Origin of the sequence: Lederbergia graminis, assembly GCF_042655485.1 — a bacterium.
GTDB classification, from domain to species: domain Bacteria; phylum Bacillota; class Bacilli; order Bacillales; family Bacillaceae_C; genus Lederbergia; species Lederbergia graminis.
Window position 1 is genome coordinate 46,076 of the sequence record NZ_JBHSMC010000005.1, and the last position, 22,439, is coordinate 68,514.

Below are 22,439 nucleotides of genomic sequence, written 5' to 3' on the forward strand. Positions count from 1 at the left end.
AAATGACTAGCTGATATCAAAACAGAAATCAGCTAGTCATTTGACGTTTACTTACCTTTTTTACATATTTCTACAATATCTTGTTTTACTAACTCAGCTTCTTCCCAAGAGTATACAGAAGCTCCTGAAGCTAATGGATGTCCTCCGCCATTATATTTCATCGCAATTTTATTAATAACTGGTCCTTTGGAACGCAAGCGGACACGAATTTGATCATGCTCTTCAATAAAGAAACACCACGCTTTAATCCCCTTTACACTGCCTAAGGAGCTAACTAGTAATGATGCTTTAGACGGAACAACACCAAATTGTTCCAATGTTTCTTTCCGAAGTTCTACAACTGCAGCGCCGTTCTCATCCATTTTAAAATGCTCAAAAACGTAGCCTTGGAGTTTAATGACTTTATCTTCTAATTCATACATCGCATCAAATAATTCGTTGCGATTAAAATTGTAGCGAATTAATTCACCTGCATATTCAAATGTACGCTGTGTAGTACTTGGGTAAAGGAAACGTCCTGTATCACCAACAATACCTGCAAATATTAGTCTTGCTGCTTCATCAGTCATGACAAGTCCTTTATCTTTTCCATATAAGTAAAATTCATATATCATTTCACTTGTAGAGGAAACAGTTGTATCTACCCAAAGAATATCACCATATTTATCTTCATTAGGATGATGATCAATTTTAATAAGCTTGTCTCCAAGGTGATACCTACTATCACAAATTCGTTCCTTATTCGCTGTATCACAAACAATTACTAATGCACCGTTATATGTATCTTCTGAGATTTCATCCGGAACAAATAAGAAATCCAGACCTGTATCGCGTTCTCCTACTGTGTAAATCTGCTTATCTGGGTAACTTGCTCTTAAAATCTCCCCTAGACCACCTTGTGATCCATATGCATCTGGATCTGGGCGGACATGACGATGGATGATAATCGTATCATACTGGTTAATTGCTTCTAAAATTTCATTCTTCATGGTATATTCCTTTCTAGAGTCAAATACTCTCGCTTATTTGTTCACTTATCTTTCAATAGTACTATTACATTTCCATTATGATTTGCGTTAAAATATACATTAGGGTTATTCACATTGAATGGGAGGATTTCATTATGCCCTTTTTAGTTTTCGTTATTGTTTTATCTCTATCATTTTATGTCTTTTATAAAATAAAGTATGTACGTAGTAAACGTCCGATGGAAAAACGGATGTTAAATGGTAAATCAAGCTTAGCTTTAGGAATATTTGTAGCCTTTTTTGGTATTAATCAACTCTTCTTATATGATACCACTACAACTTACATTATAGCTGCAATATTTATTATTTTAGGTAGTTTTAGTGCTTGGGTTGGCTTCCGAACTTATCGTCATCACGTACCTTATGTCCTAAGAGAAGCGGAAGATCTTGCAAAAGAGTAAAACAAACTACAATCTAAGAATGTAGATGGAATGAAAAGCCAAACTTTTGCTTGAATTATATTCAAGATAGTTTGGCTTTTTTCTATAGAAATAATTTATGCAAAAAGGACCTTCTTTGGTCGCGTTTTGCGAACTTAGTGTATTTCCGAAGCGTTATCTAGTTAAAAATTTTGTTACACGCTCTATTTTTCTATCAGCCTACACATCATCATCGCTTTCCCTATTAAAACATTCCCATTGTACACTTCTACATCTACTTTTCCGAATTTCCTTCCTGCTTCTAATATCCTCGGTTGAATTGTGAGCTTGCTATCCATTTGTGCTGGTTTCAGAAAATAAATCGTCATATTTTCAATTGCGAGTTCGCCTTTTTTCTGTTGTCTAAATAATTGTGTGACAGCCTCTGTCATCATCGTTGTAAAAACACCATATGATATCGTTCCTAGTTGATTGGTCATTTGTGGTGATACTTCAAAAGTAAATGTTTGATTCCCTTGTTGCTGTACAACAGATAATTGCTTGGTTATCGTATCATCGATTGTTTCACCAACTTGTGGTTGCCTTTGTATCATTTGTAGCGCTTTTAATACATCCTGTCTGCTAATAAGACCTTCAAACTTTTGTTGTTCGTTCACAACAGGTAATACTTCGATACCTTCCCAAATCATCATATGGGCGACCGAAGCGACACTCGTTTTTCTACCGACAGTTAAAGGATTTTTCGTCATTACTTTCTCAATTGTAAAATTTTCATTTTGACCAATTACATCTTTTGCAGTGACGATACCTATCACTTTTTGATTCCCGTCTAATACAGGAAATCTGCTATGATCAGTTGCTTTCTTCTTTTTATACCAATCTGAAACTGTTTCTGTTTGTGTCATCCATGCAGAATTTTCCGCTGATGTTAAAATGTCTTCGACTAATATAATTTCTTTTTTAATTAGTTGATCATATATCGCACGATTAATCATCGTGGCTACGGTAAATGTATCATAGCTAGTTGACAGAATCGGGAGTTCCATCTCATCTGCAAGACGTTTTACATGATCACTAGTATCAAAGCCTCCTGTAATTAATACAGCAGCACCTGCTCTAAGCGCATGCTCATGAACCTCCGTACGGTTACCGACAATGAGTAGATTGCCAGCACCTGTATAGCGCATCATTGCATCTATCTTCATCGCACCGATAACAAATTTAGTTAATGTTTTATGGAGACCATCTTTACCTCCGAGCACTTGTCCATCAATAATATTAACAATCTCTGCAAAAGTGAGCTTCTCGATATTCTCTTTCTTTTTTCGTTCAATCCGTATTGTACCTACACGTTCAATCGTACTAACGTACCCTTTATTTTCAGCGTCTTTTATCGCACGATATGCTGTTCCTTCACTTACACTTAATTCTTTAGCTATTTGTCTAACGGAAATTTTCTCCCCAATTGGGAGTCCGTCAATATAGCGAATTATTTGTTCATGCTTAGTTGCCAAGCTTTTCACCCTTTTCTCTCATCCGTAACACCTGTACACAACATTATATCGAGAAAAATGGCAATCTTCAATTTTGTAGGATTATCTACCTCGTAAACGCTTTGTTTCCACCTTTTGATGATTTTGTTTACGTACTGCTCTTTGTTTGTGCTTCGGCATATAAAGTAGCGCCGTTAAATTTCCTGCAACAACAATGAATGCGAATGCAAGCCAAGAAATAGCAAAAACCCCCTCAAGGCCGGTAGCTTCCACATTCAACCTTGGAACCGCATAATACAACATCGCTGCACAAAGTAATAAACAAAGTAATAAACGATTTTTCACAAAAAAACCTCCTTGCATACTTTTTTCTATTGTATGCAAGGAGATTGGTGGACAAAACTAAATATATAAATATCCAATATTATGTTTATCATTTAAAGATCAAGCAGAGATAAGAATCGTCAACAAAATAAGTAAAAGAATTACTCGAGAACTTCTCATAGTTCCTCCTGCTATTCGTTAACTATCTAAAAATATATTATAAATCGTATTAAAATATATTCCTTATATCTCTATTTCATCCCCTACATTCATGATTTCCCCTCTAATACCTTCTTCTAAAAGTTCTATAAAGGTTTGTGGATCTTGCTTAATTGGTGGGAATGTATTGTAATGTATCGGCACGACTTTCTTAGCCTTAATAAAAGACGCTGCAACTGCCGCATCTTCTGGTCCCATCGTGAAGTTATCTCCGATTGGTAAGAAGGCAAGATCTATTGGGTGACGTTCGCCAATGAGTTTCATATCTGAAAACAAAGCAGTGTCACCTGCATGATAAATGGTTTTTCCTTCAGCCATGAACAAGACTCCTGCTGGCATTCCCATATAAATGATCTGCTTATCGTCGGTAATGATTGCAGAACCGTGAAATGCAGGGGTATATTTTACTTTTCCAAAATCAAATTGGTACGCACCTCCAATATGCATTGGGTGAGTATTCAATCCTTGCCAGCTTAAATAAGTTGCTAATTCGTTCGGTGCAATTACTAACGCATTGCTACGTTTCGCTAACTCAACAGTATCTCCAACATGATCGCCATGACCATGTGTCAAGATGATAACATCAGGATTTTCTTTATCAGCTTGTAAATCCGTTAATTCATTCCCAGTTATAAATGGGTCTATTAAAATCTCTTTACCTTCTGTAATTATTTTTACTACTGAATGACCATGATAGGAAACTTTCATTATGAAAAACACTCCTTTTATATTTCTCTATATAATTACTTCGAGTCAAAATTGATTTTCCCTGCTTTCATTTTTATAGGCTCTGTTAAAGTTCATTGTTGTTAACAACTTAGTTGATTGTAGCGGATGTACACGAGACTCCTGCGGGAACAGCACGAGCCGAAGATTCACTTGGCAAAGCGGTTTTCTTTGCCAAGTTAGCTGAGGCCGTGCCCGAGGAAAGCGAGTGTACTGGAGCGAAAATCAACAACAGAGTTTAACAGAGCTTTTTTATAAAACCCTTATCGTTATTAATGAAAGGGAATAACGTGTATACTAATTCTTGAAATCGAACTAGTAAAGAGGAGATGGAAACATTGAATCAAAGATTAACTAAATTATCAACTTGGTTAAAAAAAGAAAATATAGACGTTGCCTTTATTACTTCACCAGATAATGTTTTTTATTTAACTGGTTTTTTAAGTGAACCGCATGAACGTTTACTTGGACTAGCAGTTTTTCAAGAAGAAGAACCATTCTTAGTTTGTCCTGCTATGGAAGTAAATGATGCTAAAAATGTAGGGTGGAACAATGAAATCATCGGCTATAGTGATACAGATAAGCCTTGGGATTTTGTTGAGAGTAGAATAAAAGCACGTAATATAAACGTGAGAAAGTTTGCGATTGAGAAAGAAAATTTAAATGTGGAGAGATATGAAGAATTAATATCTCGTTTTGAAGGTGCTGTGTTTAGTTCTGCAGAAGCAATTCTTCATGAATTACGTTTAGTAAAAGATGAATCAGAGATGAAGCTATTAAGAAAAGCATGTGAACTTGCTGATTTCGCTGTAGAAGTTGGGGTTAATGCAATTGCGGAAGGTAAATCCGAATTTGATATCATTGCTGAAATCGAATATGAAGTGAAGAAAAAAGGCGTTTCCGGAATGTCCTTCGATACAATGGTTCTTACTGGAAAAAACGCAGCTTCTCCACATGGCACACCTGGCCAAACGAAGATTAAAAAAGGTGACCTTGTCCTCTTTGACCTTGGAGTAATTTATGAAGGTTATTGTTCCGACATTACGAGAACAGTTGCCTATGGTGACATTACAGCTGAACAGGAAAAGATATACAACACCGTTCTACAAGCAGAAGAAACTGCTGTGCAGGCAGTAAAGCCCGGTGTAAGAGCGATGGACCTCGATAAAATTGCTCGCGATATAATTCACAATGCTGGATATGGTGACTATTTTCCACACCGCCTTGGACATGGTCTCGGAATAAGTGTACATGAATATCCTTCTATGACAGCAACGAATGAACTACAATTGAAACCAGGCATGGTATTTACAATTGAACCAGGAATATACGTACCAGAAGTAGCAGGAGTCCGAATTGAAGATGACGTACTAGTCACAGAAAATGGTGTTGAAGTATTAACTAAGTTTCCTAAGAACTTGCAAGTAATTAACTAAGTTAAAAAGAGATTAAGAAATTTAAACGGTAACAAAAAACAAACTATCACTGAATCATGATTAAGATAATTCGGATTTTTGTGTCTTAGAATGCTATTCTCACAGGATAGCACTTCTGCTATGCACATTTAAAGTTACCAGCGGAGGAAATACACGTAGACTCCTACGGGACTTACGGTAGCCGGAAGACCCCACAGGCGCGATCAGCGCCGAGGAGGCTTCCGTACCGCCCGTGGAAAGCGAAGTGTATTTCCGCAGCGGGTATAAATTTAGTTATAGTTATACATCAAAACACACTTATCTTGAAGCCATATACCGATAATTCTTAATCTAATAAACTCTCAACATTTGTATACTCATAATCAAATGCTTCCGCTACACTTTTATATGTTATATGACCTTTTAATGTATTGATTCCTTTTCGCAATGCCTCATTGTCTAAACATGCTTGCTTATACCCTTTATTAGCAATTTGTAATACATACGGAACAGTCGCATTTGTTAGTGCAATTGTTGAAGTTCTTGGAACAGCTCCTGGCATATTTGCTACAGCGTAATGAACGACTTCGTGCTTAATATATGTCGGATTATCATGTGTAGTGACTTTATCACTTGTTTCAAATATTCCACCTTGATCAATGGCAATATCAATAATTACAGACCCAGGTTTCATCGATTTTACCATTTCTTCTGATACTAACTTTGGAGCTTTTGCTCCAGGTATTAATACAGTACCTATGACAAGGTCAGAATTTTCCACCGCACGTGCAATGTTATAGGAATTTGATATTAACGTCGTTACTTGATTTTTAAACAAATCATCTAAATATCGGCATCGATCTACACTTAGTTCTATGATTGTCACTTCCGCACCTAATCCCACTGCAATTTTCGCTGCATTAGTACCGGCAATTCCTCCACCAATAATCGTTACTTTACCACGCTCTACTCCTGGGACACCACCTAAAAGAATACCTTGACCCCCATGGATTTTTTCAAGAAACTGAGCGCCAATTTGTGTAGACATACGGCCAGCAATTTCACTCATTGGCGTTAATAAAGGTAAAGTTCGATTTGGTAGTTGAACTGTTTCATAGGCAATGCCTGTAACCTTTTTTGCAATTAATTCATCCGTTAATTTTGGTTCATTCGCTAGATGAAGGTATGTAAATATGATTAAATCTTCACGAAAAAAAGGAAATTCTTCTTCTAGTGGTGCCTTTACTTTCATGACCAGCTCTTGTGACCACGCCTCTTCCGCAGTATTTACTATTTTTGCACCAGCTTGTAAATACTCATCATCAGTAAAACCTGAACCAGCACCTGCATCCTTCTCCACATAAACTTCATGACCAGATGCTAATAATGTTTCTGCTCCTGATGGTGTCATCGCTACTCGATTTTCATTATTTAATATTTCTCTAGGTACTCCAATCTTCATTAAACTATCCTCCATTAAACTGTTTCCTAAAAACAAACCAAGCAGCAATAAATAAGAAATAAGCTGCTTGGAATTTTAGAATTATTTTGTCTCTTCTATTGTATCATTATTATTTTCAATTTGTTGTTCAATTCCACCTACAATGTACATGTCAGAAATTTGTTGAATCGTTTGTTCATTCTCCTTTTCCGTATACTCAAATTGATGTTTATCTTGTTGTTTTGACACAATTCCATCTCCTTCTTCTTTAATCGTTTTATTATCTGTTAGATTAAAGCAGATATACTTGGGTAAACATGTTAAAATAGAGAAAAAGGAGGCAGATTTAATATGGCACTTGGTTATTCAAATATATTAGTCGCAGTAGATGGATCAACATCCGCAGAATACGCCTTCAAAAAAGCAATACAAATAGCTAAACGAAACAATGCTAAACTAACACTTATTCACGTCATTGATACGAGGTCTTTCGTAGCAATTGATGCTTATAATGGGACAATGGCTGAAAGAGCCGAGAAATATGCAAAAGACATATTAAGTAATTACAAAAAAGAAGCAGCAAGTCAAGGTCTGACAGAATTAGATACAATTATTGAATACGGCTCACCAAAGGTAGTTATTCCAAAACAAGCAGCACAAAAAATAAAAGCCGACCTAATTATTTGTGGTGCAACTGGATTAAATGCAGTCGAACGTTTATTAATTGGAAGTGTTTCCGAACAAATTACCCGTTCCGCTTCATGTGACGTACTAGTTGTTAGAACAGAAGAAGAAGTAATTAAAGAGTGAAAGCTGAGACAAAAGCTTTATAACTAAATCTAAATCTGACAAATATTAATGCAACTATCCAGATACGGACATACACTTCGCAGATAACGGTCCATTCAATATTAGATTACAACCTAAAACTATCCTTCATTCACATTGCAAATAGCCGATGTCTGCAAAAAAGCACATCATTTCTATAGAAAAAAGCCAAACTATCTTGAAAATAATTCAAGCGATAGTTTGGCTTTTAGTTCAATTAAATTCTTTTGTTCTATCAGCCTTTTTTGATATTTATAAAAGCTGTTTTGCTTTTTCTAATTGGAATTTCACCTGTTCGAAACCTGTTCCACCATACGAATTTCTTCTCTTTACTGCTTGTCTTGGGGAAAGAACTTCGTATACATCCTCCTCAATATTAGGGCAGGCTTCCTTCAACTCATGAATGGATAAATCAAGTAAATAACAATTTTTATTTATGCATGTAAGGACTAGCTTACCAACAATTTCATGTGCTTCTCGGAAAGGAATTCCTTTCGTTGCTAAATAATCAGCAAGTTCCGTTGCATTTGAGAAATCCTGATGAACCGCTTCTTCCATAACTTCTTTCTTCACTGTCATTGTTGCTATCATGCCGGCGAATATCTTTAAAGATCCCGTTAAAGTATGTACTGTGTCAAACATACCTTCCTTATCTTCCTGCATATCTTTGTTATAAGTTAATGGTAAACCTTTTAAAGTAGTTAACATTCCTACTAGATTACCAACAACACGACCTGTTTTTCCACGAATCAATTCCGCCATATCTGGATTTTTCTTCTGTGGCATAATGCTACTGCCTGTCGCATATGTGTCATCCAGTTCAATAAAACTAAACTCCCGGCTTGACCAAAGGATAATTTCCTCTGCAAGTCTAGAAAGATGGGTTATGGTCAAAGCAGAATTACTAAGGAATTCTACGATAAAATCACGATCACTAACAGCATCCATACTGTTTTCATACACAGCCGCGAATCCTAACTGTTCAGCAGTGTAGTGACGATCAATTGGGAATGTAGTACCTGCAAGAGCACTTGCCCCAAGTGGTGATACGTCGATTCTTTTTGTGCTTTCATCAAAGCGCTCATAGTCACGTTGTAACATCCAAAAGTATGCAAGTAAATGATGGGCAAAAGAAATCGGTTGTGCTCTTTGCAAATGAGTGTAGCCGGGCAAGACTGTGTCAACATTTTCTTGCGCTTGCCCTACAAGTGCTGCTTGCAGCTCCTTTATATGTCCCTTAATTATTTGAACTTGTTTCTTTAAGTATAAGTGCATATCGGTAGCTACTTGATCATTTCGACTTCTTCCCGTATGAAGTTTTCCTCCAACTGGCCCAATATCATCTGTCAGCATTTTTTCAAGATTTAAGTGGATATCTTCCTCTGAAACAGAATACTCTAATTCGCCAGCTTGTGCTTTTTCTTTGAGGTTTAATAATCCGGCAACGATTTTTTCACTTTCTTCAGGTGAGATGATATTTGTTTTTCCAAGCATTTTCACATGAGCAATGCTTCCTTCAATATCTTCCATTACTAATTCCTGATCGAAAGAGATGGAGGCGCCGAATTCCTCAATCCACTGCTCGGGTGTTTTTGAAAAGCGCCCTCCCCATGCTTTCTTCATGCGTTAACCCCATCCTTTTTTTGAATCATGCTGTGTACTTCAGTTGGAAGTCCCCAAAGTTTAATAAAGCCAACAGATGCAGATTGGTCAAATTGATCTTCTTTTGTATAAGTTGCAAGCTTTTCATTATATAGAGAATTTGGTGATTTTCTTCCTTGCACAATCGCATGGCCTTTGAATAGTTTTACTCTAACTGTTCCATTTACATATTGTTGTGTTTCTTTGATAAACGCCACAAGAGCATCTCTTAATGGAGAGAACCATAGCCCATCGTAAATTAATTCCGTTAATTTTTTACTGATAACAGGTTTAAAATGCGCCAATTCTTTCACTAAAGTTAAGTCTTCTAATTCTTTATGTGCTGTAAGTAATGTCATCGCACCAGGACATTCGTATATTTCACGTGATTTTATACCTACTAAGCGGTTTTCTACATGGTCGATTCTTCCGACGCCATGTTTACCAGCTAAAGCATTCAATTCTAAAATCAGTTCACTAAGTGGATATTTTTTCCCGTTAATAGATACAGGTACACCTTGTTCAAATTCAATTTCAATTATATCCGGAGTATCCGGTGTATTTTCAAGCGCAACTGTTAAATCATATGCATCCTCCGGTGGTGCTTCCCAAGGATTTTCTAAGATCCCACATTCATTTGCTCTTCCCCATAGATTTTGATCTACGGAATAAGGGCTATCTAAATCAATTGGAATTGGAACACCTTTATCTTTCGCATACTCGATTTCCTCTTCACGTGACCAACTCCACTCACGAACAGGGGCAAGAATTTCAAGATTTGGATTTAGAGCTTTTATCGATACTTCAAAACGCACTTGGTCATTCCCTTTACCAGTGCAGCCGTGTGCCACTGCATCCGCATTTTCTTGTTCTGCAATTTCTACTAATTTTTTTGAAATTAATGGTCTAGATAAAGCAGAAACTAATGGATATTTATTTTCATACATTGTGTGTGCTTGTAAAGAAAGTAATGCATATTCATTCGCAAATTCCTCTTTTGCATCCACTACAAAGCTTTTGGATGCTCCCATATCAAGTGCTTTTGACTGAATAAATGCTAAGTCTTTCCCTTCACCAACATCCAGGCAGCATGCAATAACATCGTACCCTTTATCTATAAACCATTTAATCGCAACAGACGTATCTAAACCTCCAGAATAAGCAAGAACAACTTTCTTTTTCATGATAAATCCTCCTGTTAGTGAGTGTATAGTTATACATTAAAATTTATTTTTAATCATTTAATATATTGGATAATATCATAATAGATTCATATTTTCAATACTTATTCATTAAAATGTATAAAAATAATATACTATACATCCAAATAAAGTAATTGTTAAATAGGAGGAATTTTCATACAATTATGTATAAGGAGGGGGTTATGATTACTAATAAAAAGAGAACATTATTTTTCTTTATTTCTACTTTGGTGATTTTTTCTATATTTACAGTTTATTATCATGTCCCAGTGAAGATTCAAAAGTCATTCTTAGCGAGTACACTTGACGAAAAGCAAGTAGATGTCAAGATGGATGTTAAATGAAAAAATACTTTTTTAGCCCAACTGAATTAAGAGGAACAATAACAGTTGATGATATTACCTATCATAGTTTTCTAGATACTGATACACCATTAGAAAGGGATCATTTTTGGGAAAGGTTAGACCAAAAATTTAAAAATGAGAAATACATCCCTTTATTCATTATCCCACATTCTCATCCGTTCGATATTCATAATAATTTTTTAGACGTTCTTTCAATTGACGACAACTTTAATATAATGTCCTTTGCTATAGCCCAAAAAGACATTTCACAGGAAAGCAACATATATTTTGGTCCAGCAAAAAATTCCGAAGAAGCCCAAAGATTATGGAACGAAATAAAATAAGTAACTGATAAAAATATCTCTGATACTATTTAAGGAGTGTAATAATGAAAATTAGAATGATACTTATGCTAGTAAGTACAATCATACTAATCATTGGTTGTAATAGTGGACCTATTAGTGAAAAACACAAAGTACATAGAGAATTTTTAGTTGATAAAGGTTGGGAAATTAAAAAACGTACTGACGTAGAAACATATACATTAGACATACCGATCGAAGCGCTAAGTAACTATCATGCTAGTCGTATTACATTTTTGGATGACTATATAGGTGAGGAAGTTACAGTGTATACGTACGAGTTAAAACAAAAAGATAATGAAGGTAACTTAATTACTTATATATACGAGGTAGAGGACGAAATAATCGGTGGTTATGGAAAGCTTCCAGGATGGACACCAGGCGGATTTAATTTAGATGACAAAGAAAGATTAATAAATGAAGATATAATTAGCGAAAATAACTTGCAACTTAAAAACGAAGATAAATAAAATGGCTTCCTAAAAGTCATCTAATATGACTTCTAGAAAACCATTCATTTTTTTATTTTGTGAGTTCCTTTACTACATGCCCAATCTCTTTTAAGATCAGTTTCTCCATCGCTAGCTTTACCGCTCCTGAAGAACCAGGCATGATAAAAATAGCTTTATCACGATATACTCCCGCAGCTGCTCTAGATAAGATGGCTGCTGAACCAATATCCTCGGTATAACTTAGCATTCGAAAAATTTCGCCGAAACCTACGATTTCTTTCTCAAAAAGTCGAGAAACTGTTTCAATGGTTACATCTCGTTTTGCAATACCAGTTCCACCTGTCATTAAGATCAAGCTAATATCTTTTGTACAAGCCATTTCTACCGCATCAATTATTGCTTTCTCTTCATCTTTAACAATTTGATAGGTAGTTGTAAGATGTCCATTATTGCGCAACAACTCTTGAAGCAACTTCCCACTTTTATCTGTTTCTTCTGTTCTTGTATCACTAATCGTAATAACAGCACATTTTATTGATCTAGTACTGTCATGCATTGTCTCCAAACTCATTTATAGCCCTCACTTTTCTCCAATAAATATTTATATTGGTAGAATTTGATTGCAAAATGAGTTATTTTTCTAGTCGATTGATAATTTAGCGAAGCACCAATCGACATCGATAGGATAGGAATATTAGAAGTCTTTAGTTTGGACATGGATGAGATGAGTGCTATTTTTAATACCTCTTTTAATGGCTCATCTATCCATGTTTGATCTGTAATTCGGTCGTGTCCATCAAAGTAAAATTGTGTATCTTCCTTTTGTAAGTCCTGCATTAAATCTTCCCAGCCAAATAATTTCATTCGATTTGGCATCATGGCTACATTTAATACTTTTATTGTTTCCAATAATGCTGCAGGAGATTGGACATTATTACCGAAAGACATCGCAATAAGCTGAACAGCTCGCAAATTAATAACTATCGACGCTAAAAAATCACTCATCAAGAATACTGCTTTACCAGTACCAGTCATTCCACCTTGTATAAAGGAATAAATCCGATGTCGTGACGCCTGTTGTTCAGCAAGAAATGTCAATTGACCAACTGGCATTTTTTTTATATCTGCAAACGACTGTACTTGTTCATCAATCGCTTTTGCTGCATCTAAAATACGAGCACTTGCATCATTTTGCATTTTCGTACCGCGGAGAAGAGAATTCAAGTGAAATAACGAACTATCAAGCTTCTCGAAAAATTGCATTTGAACGGATTCAGGAAGAAGAGAAAAAGCCTGCTCGACCCATTTATCATACAAATTCTCCCACCCTTTCGTTTCATACGAAAAAAACGATTGGCTCCATTCATGAAGTTCTTCCAAAAGTGATTCTTCCCTTTCGGTTAATTTCACTTTATCCCACCCCTTTTATATAGGATTACTGGCTACTACCAAGTCTCACTACATCACGAGCAATCATGATTTCTTCATCTGTCGGAATAACGATAACCTTAACTGGTGAATGAGGATAGTTAACAAATACTTCTTCTCCTCTTATTTGATTCAAATTAGGATCCCAATATACTCCCATAAACTCTAAACCATGTAAAACTTTTGCACGAATGGATGCGCTGTTCTCACCGATACCAGCAGTAAAGATAATGGCATCAACACCTGACATACGAGCAGCATAGGAACCTAGATATTTATGGATTCGGTCCGCGAAGATATCTAGTGCAAGCTCTGCACGATGATCGCCTTTATTTGCTTGTAACTCAATGTCACGTAAATCACTAGAAAATCCAGAAACACCTAATAAACCTGATTTCTTATTTAATACTTCTAAAACTTCGTCTGCTGTTTTACCTGTTTTCTCCATTAAGAATGGGATTAAAGCAGGGTCAATATTTCCAGATCTTGTTCCCATAGTTACACCAGCAAGAGGTGTAAAGCCCATAGATGTATCAATTGATTTTCCGCCTTTAATCGCCGCAATACTCGCACCATTACCTAGATGACATGAGATTAAACGTAATTGTGATAAAGGTCTTTCTAATAATTCTGCTGCTCTTTCTGATACATATTTATGAGAAGTACCATGGAAACCATACTTACGAATGCCATACTCTTTATAGTATTCATAAGGAAGACTGTATAGATATGAGTTTTCAGGCATTGTTTGGTGAAATGCAGTATCGAATACCGCTACATGTGGTACATTAGGCAACGCTTTGTGAAACTCTCTAATACCTGTAACATTGGCAGGATTATGCAATGGAGCAAGTTCAGATAGTTGATCAATTTGAGCTAGAATTTCACTGTTAATTAATACAGAATCGTTAAATAATTCTCCACCATGGACGACACGATGGCCCACACCTTGAATTTCATTTAAGTTAGCAATAACACCTAGTGATGTTAAGCGATCTAATAAAATAGAAACTGCTACTTCATGATTAGGAATATCTAAAACTTCTTTATGACGATCTGTACCAATATTCATTGAAAATACAGACTCATTTAAGCCAATTCGTTCAATTAAGCCTTTTGTAATAACTTTTTCCTCAGGCATTTCAAAGAGCTGAAATTTTAATGAAGAACTACCTGCGTTAACTGAGAAGATTTTTGCCATTTCATTATCATCCTTTAATTCATTAATGTTTTACTTATTCTCCATAAACCATTTCTCAATGCCAGCCATCATTTTATCCATTGCTACTTTATTCGTAAGTTTTGGTACGGAAGCAAGTAAAACTTCTTTTGGTGGCTCAAGTCCTGGTTTTTGCTTTTGAAGAATAAGGATACTCTTAGCTGCATTTTGATTTTTAAATATGGTAAGTGGTAATTGCAATATACCTTGAATGTACACAGTATCTTTCAAGTACTCATGCAATTTCGGAGCTTCTTCTGATTCAAAAAGTCCGTTTGGAATTAAGAAGAATAAATATCCTCCTTCTTTCGAATGCTTAATGCTTTGCTCGATAAATAAATGATGGGCATAAGCATGTCCATTTGTGCGATGGAGTTTATATTTAGCTGCTTGTATATCATTTGGATAGTAACCAACTGGCAGATCAGCAACAACTAAATCAACTGGATCAATGAAGAGCGACTCAAGTGCGTCTTGGTGAAAAAATTCTGTTTGTTGTTGTAGGAGATTTGCACCAACATAAGCAAGTTTTATTAGTAGTTCATCTACCTCTACTCCAAATGCTTGAACATCCATTCTATCATTAAACGTATTAATAATAGTGGATAATAAATTACCTGTCCCTACTGCTGGATCCATGATAGTTAGACTACTTCTCTCACCTAAAAACTTACTTGTTAAATAACTAATAATGATACCGATAGAATCAGGTGTCATTTGATGGTTTGCTTGTGTATGACCCTTCATACCTTTAAGAATTGCTAATTGGTAAGACTTGCGGATGTCCTCATTAGAAAAAGACGACAAAGAGATATCTGCATACTTTCTTTGTAGTCTTTGCTTTGCAATATCATTTAATGAGTCCTGTTGAATCTTATCATGAAACAGATTTTCTCCAGTTTCGATAAGTGCCTCCAAATATGTACATGATAATTCCTCTTGAAGTATAGAAGCAGTATCATCAAACATTTTAAATAGTATTTCCATCGGAGTAATTTTCAATCCAAAACCTCCTATTCAACTTCTATATGTATAGTTTAGCTTGCTAACACAAAGCAAACAAGCAATATGTATGATATTAAAAGTAGTTCTATTAATACGAAAGATTTGATAATACAGATATTTTAGCGCAAATAAAAAATGACTACCCAAAATGCCATACACTTTCATTGGGCAGCCATTAAAAATTTACTTATTGAGCTTGTTTCGCTGCTGCTAATGCACCATCATATTCAGGATGGTTTGTTCCTTCACTTACATATTCTGCATAAACAACATTATCATTACTATCTATAACAAATACACTACGTGCTAGCAGACGGAGTTCCTTCATGACAACACCATATGCTTCACCAAAAGATAGGTCGCGATGATCGGAGAAAATTTTAGCATCATCAAAACCATTTGCCTGTGCCCATCGTGCTTGAGCAAATGGAAGGTCAGCCGAAATAGTTAAGACTTGAACATTACCAAGATTAGCAACTTCCTCATTAAATCGCTTCGTTTGTAAAGCACAAACTCCAGTATCTACGGAAGGAACTACACTAATTAAACGAACCCCAGAATAGTCACTTAGTTTCACTTCTGATAAATCATTTGCGAGTACTGTGAAATCTGGTGCTTTGTCTCCTACTTTCACTTCATTACCAATTAACGTGATTGGATTGCCTTTAAATGTTACAGATGCCATGAAACATTCCTCCTTAATTTTTAGGTATGTCTCTATCATTAATCAAAAATTTCCATCTTGCAAGTAGGAAGACTTACTATTACATCACTTTATATAAATAAATCTTCCAAACAGAATCTTCATGATCAAATTCTTTCTCTAACTGGAGGTTATTTTCTGCAGCATTTAAAATTGGTACACTGGAAATAATATACTCTCCACCCATTTTCTTTAACTGATCTGTATTTAAATTGAGATTTTCTACAACTTTGTCCGAGTCCTTTTTGTACTCATACTTCTTTCCTAACTCATCAACAAATATATAAACTCTCCCACCCCAATAATCATAATAATTACGCAAGGTTTTATTCTTTTCTAATTCGGGTTCTATAATTTTCCGAAACTCATGTTTATACGTAAGTGGGTAAATATTCGCATACGTATCTAAAGTGTAAAAACCATTATATTGTGCAATATCGGGATGGATTCCTATACTAACTACACGATAATCCTCTACAGGTTTTCCAATATACTCTTTTATCTCTGTAAATTGATCTTCTGCAAAAAATTCCTTATAACTTGGTGCGTTATGATACACAACCTGCTCGTTGTATGGCACAAGAGCTAAAAACTGAAGCCCGAGACAAATAATAGCAATCCGCTTACCCCATTTACCCCAACGCCACAACATTAGTAGCGATAATGCAAATAAGATATAAACAAAAATGACACTGAAATAATGAAAACGGGAAAAGTTGAAGGTTGTAAGTAAATTTACTTTTTCCTTCAGCGGTGTCCACGCCTCCCACCACCAAAATGCGTACCAAACAGAAACTGCAAAATTAGCAATATGAATACCAATAAACAATTTTTCATTTTTCCATTGCTTCTTAACAATTACATAAATTAAGCAAAAAATCGCAAGTGGTAAAATGACCATTTCATGTACAGAACGATCCTGATTGTGCGCAAAAATATAATTTTTAAAGACTAACCGGATTGTGCTTCCTAAGTCATTTCTCGAAGGATAGAATACATCACGGTTAGTTGGTTCATGCTCTACTAGCATAGAAGCAACTAGGCGATATTCGATTAACATATAGATTACAATCATATAAAGAATGGAGAACAGGAATTTCAGGTTCCATTTCTTCTTTCTACATAAATCAATAAACCAGAAGATCCCAATTGCAGCTAGAAAATAAAAGAATCCAAATAGGAAGCTTGATATAAATGGTAAAACGGTAATAACTAGATAGTTCTTCCAAGATTTTTCACCATTACGGATATTTAAAAATGCCCATAACGCTAGTGGCATCCCTAATGTACTTAACATTGCTGATGGCCAATATGGTAGTAATGCAAACAATAATGCTACACCAATATGAATGATTGGCTTAGCATCTTTAATTACATATTTTTTAAGTAATAAATACATCCCTAAGAAAGCTAGAGCTCTTGTTATTAATTGACTCAACCCATAAGCAATCATTGGAGGGAACACCATAAATAATGCAACGATTCCATAGAACTGAGAATAAAAGGCATTTCTCGTTAATTCGCCATTTATAATTTGAGGTATTGGTGCATCGCCTGGTGCAAATAATTGTCCACTTTCTTTTAACACTTTATACCACGCAATATTAGAATCTAGATTATCATGCACACGCATGTGAGCATCTTCACCTAAAATAAAATAAGGTGCCACCCAAACCCCTATAATTATACTTGCTATCAATAGCAAATGTTTCTTTTTCAATCTATTCATTTCTTACTCCTATTCAATATACTAAATAAAATATATTTGTGATATATCAAGACTGTCATTGGAGCGGAAGGCACGAGACCCTGAGGGATGAAGGGTCAAGGCCGCGAAAAGCGAGTACCTGGCAGGCTAATGACGCCACGTCTTGTAGCAACGCCTGCACTAGTACATCCTGTACGTCGGAGCGAAAATCACCCTACTTAACTACGCGAAACACAAAAAACTTCTGCCCAAAGTAATTAGTAATCGTATAAAATCCGCTACCTACTAATATAGCAATCTCATCTATATATTTTGTTGATAGTAATTGTGTTTTATTTAATATCATTTCTGTTATTTCTAATCCAACTTTATATGAGACAAAATAGCAAACTGCTATTACGATCACAAATTTCAACATGCTTGAAGCAGTTGGGGCATTGCTTTGAAATGTGAATTTTTTATTGAGAAAATAACTTACAATTGCCCCTATAGCATTTCCGATAAATGTAGATACCCAATAGTTTAAATGCAACACACTCAAACATGTATACATCACTGCTAGACCAACACAGGTATTTAAAATACCAACAAGCAAAAACTTTACAAAAGAGTGCTTCAACATTACTCAAATACCTTCTGTTTCATATATTGATCCACTTTGCTTTCATGGAATAAGCTTTCTTCCACAATATACCGTGGTCGTTGCTTTACCTCTTCATATATTTTTCCAATATATTCACCAATAAGACCAATACTCATTAACAATAACCCACCAATAAACCAAATAGAAATCATTACCGATGCCCATCCACTTACAGTATCTGTAGCAAATTTTTGGTACAAAACATAAATAGCTGCTAGTAAACTGATAAATGAAGCACTAAATCCTAAAACGGTAATCAATCTAATTGGCTTGATGCTAAAGGAAGTAATCCCATCAAATGCAAAAGATAGCATTTTCTTTAATGGGTATTTTGATTCCCCTGCCAATCTTTCTTTACGATCATAATATACTTTCGTTGATTTAAAACCTACTAAAGGTACAATTCCTCTTAAAAACAAATGTGTTTCTTTAAATTGCAGTAATGCTTCTAAGGCACGTTTACTTAGAAGTCGATAATCTGCGTGATTATTTACTAGTGGTAAACCTAACTTATCCATTAGTCGATAAAACCCGAGTGCTGTAGATCGCTTAAACGCTGTATCTGTTTCCCTACTATCGCGAACGCCGTACACAACATCGTAGCCTTCTAAATACTTAATAACAAATTCCTTAATAACTTGTACATCATCTTGTAAATCAGCATCGATAGAAATGACACAATCAGAATATGTAACTGCATCTTCCAAACCTGCTAAAAGTGCTTTTTGATGACCAAAATTTCGTGCTAACTTAATACCATGTACGGAATCATCTTGTAAATATGCTTGGGTAATTTTTTCCCAAGTTGAATCTTTACTTCCATCGTTGACAAATAAAAGCTTACTTGTATTTGAAACATATTTTTCATCAATTAGATCTCGTAGTATCTCTTTTAATTGTTTATATGTTTCTTCAAAAACTTCTTCCTCGTTATAACAAGGAACTACAATTGTTAAAATTGGTAGCTTCATGTCGAAGTACCTCCCTTTCATTATTACCAATAAAAGTATATCGTTTTATTTAAAAAAGTAAATTGATTTTAAGTAAATTTAGCACGTACAAAAAAAACTCACCAATTTTCTGGCGAGTTTTTATATTCAAATATCATAATCTAGATTTTCTTTTGGCGAATGGTCTTCATCTTTCTTCTTAGCTTCCTGTTTCTTTCCTTGTTTTTTCGTCATTTCTTGAATCTTTTCTATTGCATTAGGTGCGAGGTCAATCAGTTTTTCAACAAGATGTGTATTTTGTTCTAAGTGAAGCATGTTAACACCATGTTTATTTACTACTAAAAAAGCAATTGGAGTGATAGAAACACCCCCACCACTTCCTCCACCGAATGGTAATTCATCACTAGAGCTGCTACCTGAAAATTCACTACCACCCATCGCGAACCCGAACCCCACTTTAGAGACTGTTAATATTACACCGCCGTCTGGAGTCTCCACTGGTTCACCAATAATCGTATTTACATCAATCATTTCTTTTAGATTTTCCATTGCTGTTGTCATAAGTCCTTGAATGGGATGATCAGCCATTTAAAATCCTCCTACCTGTTGTTTGATATGATCGTATTTACCTGTATCCATTTCATTTCGATAATTTTTCCATGTTTTTAAAACTTTATATCCTGTCCATATAGCATTTCCCGCTTTCAATTTAAGCATACACTTTATATATGTTTGAGCAGAAAAACCTTGAAAATCAGGAATTACTTTAATTTCAGGAGATCTTTTAAAGTTTAGTTTGGATTGTAAAAAAGCGATAATTGTACCTTTTATAGACCAGACTGTTCCTGCACCAATAGCAGAAGATGCTGCATCGCCAAGTCCAATTTGACTACTCCATTCTAATATGTAAATTTTTATTTTTTTAATGAACATTACAATATCTTTATATAATACTTTTAGGACCGGAAAGATTGTATCCAAAGATGCCGTGCTATCTTCTTCTACAAAATCTTGCTCCCTTTCATTCAGCTTTGATACAAATTCCGATAGCTGAAACTCTCTCTTAATTCGAACTAATCCATATAGTGTTATTATCTTTAAAGAAATTGTATTTTGTGGGGTATGAATTTTAATAATGAATTCGAACTTAATATTCATTATCAAGATAAGTAGAGTAAAAGCGATAATGCATAAAACTATCATGAGAAAAATATACATACAATCCCTCCGGGGAGATAGTATTACCAATTAAAAAGAAAATAAACCTGTCTAAGAATAGACAGGTTTAACTAATTTTGTTTTCTCATGTATAACTGTTGTATCTGAAAAAATATCGTGCAACCCTTGTTTTTTAGGTGTGAACGCAACCACTGCATAAAGAAATTGGAATGTGGCTGAAATATACCGTCCTATCCCTTCACGAAAAATAATGGTTCCCCACGTTAACTTATCACCCTCTATAGGGATTACTTTTAGTCCAAAGACCATTTTTCCAAGTGTTTGACCAAAGAATTTTGTTAAAAGAATAAAATATAAATAAAACACAATTCCAGTCGCAACTCCATATGGAGTAATAAATCCAGATTCAGATAATGATACTCCCAATCCTCTAAATATAGGTTTTATAAGAATACCATTTAAAGCAAAAATTACGATACCATCAAGTAGGTATGCCCAAAATCTCATCCAGAATCCAGCATAATGGTGGGTATATTGGATTGGGGATGGAGCTGGTTCTGGAATTAGTTGTTCTTGAGAAGCTTGCTCTTGAGGAGCTTGTTCTTGAGGAACATGCTCTTGAGAATCTAGTTCTTGTGAATCTTCATTCTTTAACTCACTATTATTTTGTTCATTCTCTGTCACATTTCTCCCCCCAATTATTTAGAATATAAATACATAAGTCTCGGTGCATTAGGTTGGGAAAGTTTCTCTACTAATCCCGTCATCTCTGCTGTTTTCCCACCAACTTTTTGTGCCATTACAGCAAATAATGATCCAAACCCTGTATTTGTTGCATAACGAACAACTTGTGCTCTTTCCAAGTTATAATCGGTCTTTATTTGTTCAATGACATCTTCTTGATAACCAAACTCATCTATCAAACCAACTTCCTTCGCTTGTCTTCCATCATAAATTCTACCATCTGCAAGCTCACGTACTGTTGATTCCGACATTCCTCTACCTTCCACAATTATGCGAATGAATTCGTTATATGAATTCTCTAGCATCGACTGAAGGATTTCTTTTTCTTCCTCTGTCATTTCTCTGTATTGACTCATGATATCTTTATATGGACCGCTTTTAATTGTTGTAAAGTCAACACCCAATTTATCTGCTAATCCTTCAATATTAATCCCTTGCATGATTACACCTATGGACCCTGTTAATGTTTCAGGGCTTGCAAAAATTTTATCAGCAGGTGCTGCGATATAATACCCACCAGAAGCTGCCATTGAACCCATGGAGACGTAAATTGGCTTCTCTGTTTCTTCCTTTATCTCCATCAATTTGTCATAAATCTCTGCAGATTCATTCGTTCCTCCCCCTGGTGTATTCACTCTTAATACAATCGCTTTGACATTTTTGTCATCTTTTACATGATTTAATTGTTTCATAAAATCACGATGCATATAACCACCAGTAGCAAAAAGAGAAGTAGCATCTCCTGTATCTTGTATTACTCCATCTACTTCTAATAAGGCAATTTTACTTGTAGAGCTACCAGTCTCGACTATTTCTTCTACAATTTCGCCTGTCAGGCCACTTTCAAATGCCTTTGAAAAGTCACTAAATAAAATGCTGCTCGCAAAATTTACAATCATGGAAATAAAAAATACACCAGCTGCAATTCCAAGTGCAGCCCAACGCTTGCCATTCATGTAATTCCTCCTTTTTGTCAACTCTAATACTGTAATACGGCACAATCTT

25 protein-coding genes are annotated in these 22,439 nt (G+C 35.3%); 5 read left to right on the forward strand and 20 right to left on the reverse strand.

The genetic code is table 11. From position 1 onward, the window contains the following. Positions 1-47 precede the first annotated feature (47 nt). Entirely contained in the window at positions 48-989 is a 942-nt protein-coding gene (locus ACFPM4_RS06410; protein ID WP_382349173.1) for a DHH family phosphoesterase, read from the reverse strand. 134 nt (positions 990-1,123) lie between these two features. On the opposite strand from ACFPM4_RS06410, the gene ACFPM4_RS06415 reads away from it, so the two are divergent. Continuing rightward, complete coding sequence (locus ACFPM4_RS06415; protein WP_144924099.1) at positions 1,124-1,429, forward strand: YtpI family protein; 306 nt, start codon at positions 1,124-1,126, stop codon at positions 1,427-1,429. A gap of 182 nt (positions 1,430-1,611) precedes the next feature. Here the strand turns inward: ACFPM4_RS06415 and ACFPM4_RS06420 are convergent, their stop codons facing one another. From ACFPM4_RS06420 to ACFPM4_RS06430, 3 genes are all read right to left on the reverse strand, one after another. Continuing rightward, on the reverse strand, positions 1,612-2,922 hold the full coding sequence (locus ACFPM4_RS06420) for a DRTGG domain-containing protein (RefSeq protein ID WP_382349177.1): 1,311 nt from the start codon (positions 2,920-2,922) through the stop codon (positions 1,612-1,614). A gap of 81 nt (positions 2,923-3,003) precedes the next feature. Next, positions 3,004-3,246 (reverse strand): hypothetical protein, encoded by a 243-nt coding sequence (locus tag ACFPM4_RS06425; protein WP_382349180.1) that lies wholly within the window; start codon positions 3,244-3,246, stop codon positions 3,004-3,006. Between the two features lie 222 nt (positions 3,247-3,468). After that, positions 3,469-4,152, reverse strand: a complete 684-nt coding sequence (locus tag ACFPM4_RS06430; protein WP_382349183.1) for a metal-dependent hydrolase — start codon at positions 4,150-4,152, stop codon at positions 3,469-3,471. Positions 4,153-4,508: 356 nt separating this feature from the next. Between ACFPM4_RS06430 and ACFPM4_RS06435 the strand changes: the two genes are divergently transcribed. Further along, complete coding sequence (locus ACFPM4_RS06435) at positions 4,509-5,606, forward strand: M24 family metallopeptidase (RefSeq protein WP_144924116.1); 1,098 nt, start codon at positions 4,509-4,511, stop codon at positions 5,604-5,606. Between the two features lie 325 nt (positions 5,607-5,931). On the opposite strand, the gene ald is transcribed toward ACFPM4_RS06435, so the two are convergent. Then, entirely contained in the window at positions 5,932-7,047 is a 1,116-nt protein-coding gene (gene ald, locus ACFPM4_RS06440; RefSeq protein WP_144924119.1) for an alanine dehydrogenase, read from the reverse strand. A gap of 81 nt (positions 7,048-7,128) precedes the next feature. After that, a complete protein-coding gene (locus ACFPM4_RS06445) occupies positions 7,129-7,275 on the reverse strand; it encodes a hypothetical protein (RefSeq protein ID WP_186324752.1) in 147 nt (48 codons plus the stop codon). Positions 7,276-7,377: 102 nt separating this feature from the next. Here ACFPM4_RS06445 and ACFPM4_RS06450 point away from each other — a divergent pair, with 102 nt between their 5' ends. Then, on the forward strand, positions 7,378-7,836 hold the full coding sequence (locus tag ACFPM4_RS06450; protein WP_144924122.1) for a universal stress protein: 459 nt from the start codon (positions 7,378-7,380) through the stop codon (positions 7,834-7,836). Between the two features lie 270 nt (positions 7,837-8,106). On the opposite strand, the gene argH is transcribed toward ACFPM4_RS06450, so the two are convergent. Next, positions 8,107-9,477, reverse strand: a complete 1,371-nt coding sequence (gene argH / locus ACFPM4_RS06455; RefSeq protein ID WP_382349188.1) for an argininosuccinate lyase — start codon at positions 9,475-9,477, stop codon at positions 8,107-8,109. After that, the gene (locus ACFPM4_RS06460) at positions 9,474-10,679 is read right to left on the reverse strand and encodes an argininosuccinate synthase (protein WP_144924129.1); all 1,206 of its coding nucleotides are present in this window, start codon (positions 10,677-10,679) and stop codon (positions 9,474-9,476) included. The genes argH and ACFPM4_RS06460 overlap by 4 nt, the downstream gene beginning before the upstream one ends. A 358-nt stretch (positions 10,680-11,037) precedes the next feature. Here ACFPM4_RS06460 and ACFPM4_RS06465 point away from each other — a divergent pair, with 358 nt between their 5' ends. After that, complete coding sequence (locus ACFPM4_RS06465) at positions 11,038-11,385, forward strand: hypothetical protein (protein ID WP_382349193.1); 348 nt, start codon at positions 11,038-11,040, stop codon at positions 11,383-11,385. A 44-nt stretch (positions 11,386-11,429) separates the two neighbouring features. Further along, positions 11,430-11,873 (forward strand): DUF4830 domain-containing protein, encoded by a 444-nt coding sequence (locus ACFPM4_RS06470; RefSeq protein ID WP_382349196.1) that lies wholly within the window; start codon positions 11,430-11,432, stop codon positions 11,871-11,873. A 52-nt stretch (positions 11,874-11,925) separates the two neighbouring features. Here ACFPM4_RS06470 and ACFPM4_RS06475 read toward each other — a convergent pair whose 3' ends face one another. From ACFPM4_RS06475 to sppA, 12 genes are all read right to left on the reverse strand, one after another. Further along, complete coding sequence (locus tag ACFPM4_RS06475) at positions 11,926-12,426, reverse strand: MogA/MoaB family molybdenum cofactor biosynthesis protein (RefSeq protein ID WP_144924137.1); 501 nt, start codon at positions 12,424-12,426, stop codon at positions 11,926-11,928. Then, positions 12,423-13,265, reverse strand: coding sequence for an EcsC family protein (locus tag ACFPM4_RS06480; protein ID WP_382349200.1), 843 nt, complete (start codon positions 13,263-13,265; stop codon positions 12,423-12,425). The genes ACFPM4_RS06475 and ACFPM4_RS06480 overlap by 4 nt, the downstream gene beginning before the upstream one ends. A gap of 25 nt (positions 13,266-13,290) precedes the next feature. After that, positions 13,291-14,484: an acetate kinase gene (locus ACFPM4_RS06485; RefSeq protein WP_382349203.1), complete on the reverse strand. Its 1,194-nt coding sequence runs from the start codon at positions 14,482-14,484 to the stop codon at positions 13,291-13,293. A 30-nt stretch (positions 14,485-14,514) separates the two neighbouring features. Then, positions 14,515-15,504 carry a class I SAM-dependent methyltransferase gene (locus ACFPM4_RS06490; protein ID WP_144924146.1) on the reverse strand — a complete coding sequence of 330 codons (990 nt, stop codon included), beginning with the start codon at positions 15,502-15,504 and terminating at the stop codon, positions 14,515-14,517. A gap of 190 nt (positions 15,505-15,694) precedes the next feature. Further along, a complete protein-coding gene (tpx, locus tag ACFPM4_RS06495) occupies positions 15,695-16,192 on the reverse strand; it encodes a thiol peroxidase (protein WP_382349207.1) in 498 nt (165 codons plus the stop codon). Positions 16,193-16,271: 79 nt separating this feature from the next. Continuing rightward, positions 16,272-17,939 carry a DUF6044 family protein gene (locus ACFPM4_RS06500; RefSeq protein ID WP_382349210.1) on the reverse strand — a complete coding sequence of 556 codons (1,668 nt, stop codon included), beginning with the start codon at positions 17,937-17,939 and terminating at the stop codon, positions 16,272-16,274. A gap of 193 nt (positions 17,940-18,132) precedes the next feature. After that, positions 18,133-18,540: a GtrA family protein gene (locus ACFPM4_RS06505; protein WP_144924155.1), complete on the reverse strand. Its 408-nt coding sequence runs from the start codon at positions 18,538-18,540 to the stop codon at positions 18,133-18,135. Next, complete coding sequence (locus ACFPM4_RS06510; RefSeq protein WP_144924158.1) at positions 18,540-19,532, reverse strand: glycosyltransferase family 2 protein; 993 nt, start codon at positions 19,530-19,532, stop codon at positions 18,540-18,542. Before ACFPM4_RS06510 ends, ACFPM4_RS06505 begins: the two co-directional genes overlap by 1 nt. 126 nt (positions 19,533-19,658) lie before the next feature. Next, positions 19,659-20,099, reverse strand: a complete 441-nt coding sequence (ytfJ, locus tag ACFPM4_RS06515) for a GerW family sporulation protein (RefSeq protein WP_144924161.1) — start codon at positions 20,097-20,099, stop codon at positions 19,659-19,661. Further along, on the reverse strand, positions 20,100-20,714 hold the full coding sequence (locus ACFPM4_RS06520; protein WP_382349215.1) for a DUF2953 domain-containing protein: 615 nt from the start codon (positions 20,712-20,714) through the stop codon (positions 20,100-20,102). Positions 20,715-20,780: 66 nt separating this feature from the next. Next, on the reverse strand, positions 20,781-21,374 hold the full coding sequence (locus tag ACFPM4_RS06525) for an RDD family protein (protein ID WP_382349218.1): 594 nt from the start codon (positions 21,372-21,374) through the stop codon (positions 20,781-20,783). A 14-nt stretch (positions 21,375-21,388) separates the two neighbouring features. Beyond that, on the reverse strand, positions 21,389-22,390 hold the full coding sequence (sppA, locus tag ACFPM4_RS06530) for a signal peptide peptidase SppA (protein ID WP_144924167.1): 1,002 nt from the start codon (positions 22,388-22,390) through the stop codon (positions 21,389-21,391). Positions 22,391-22,439 lie beyond the last annotated feature (49 nt).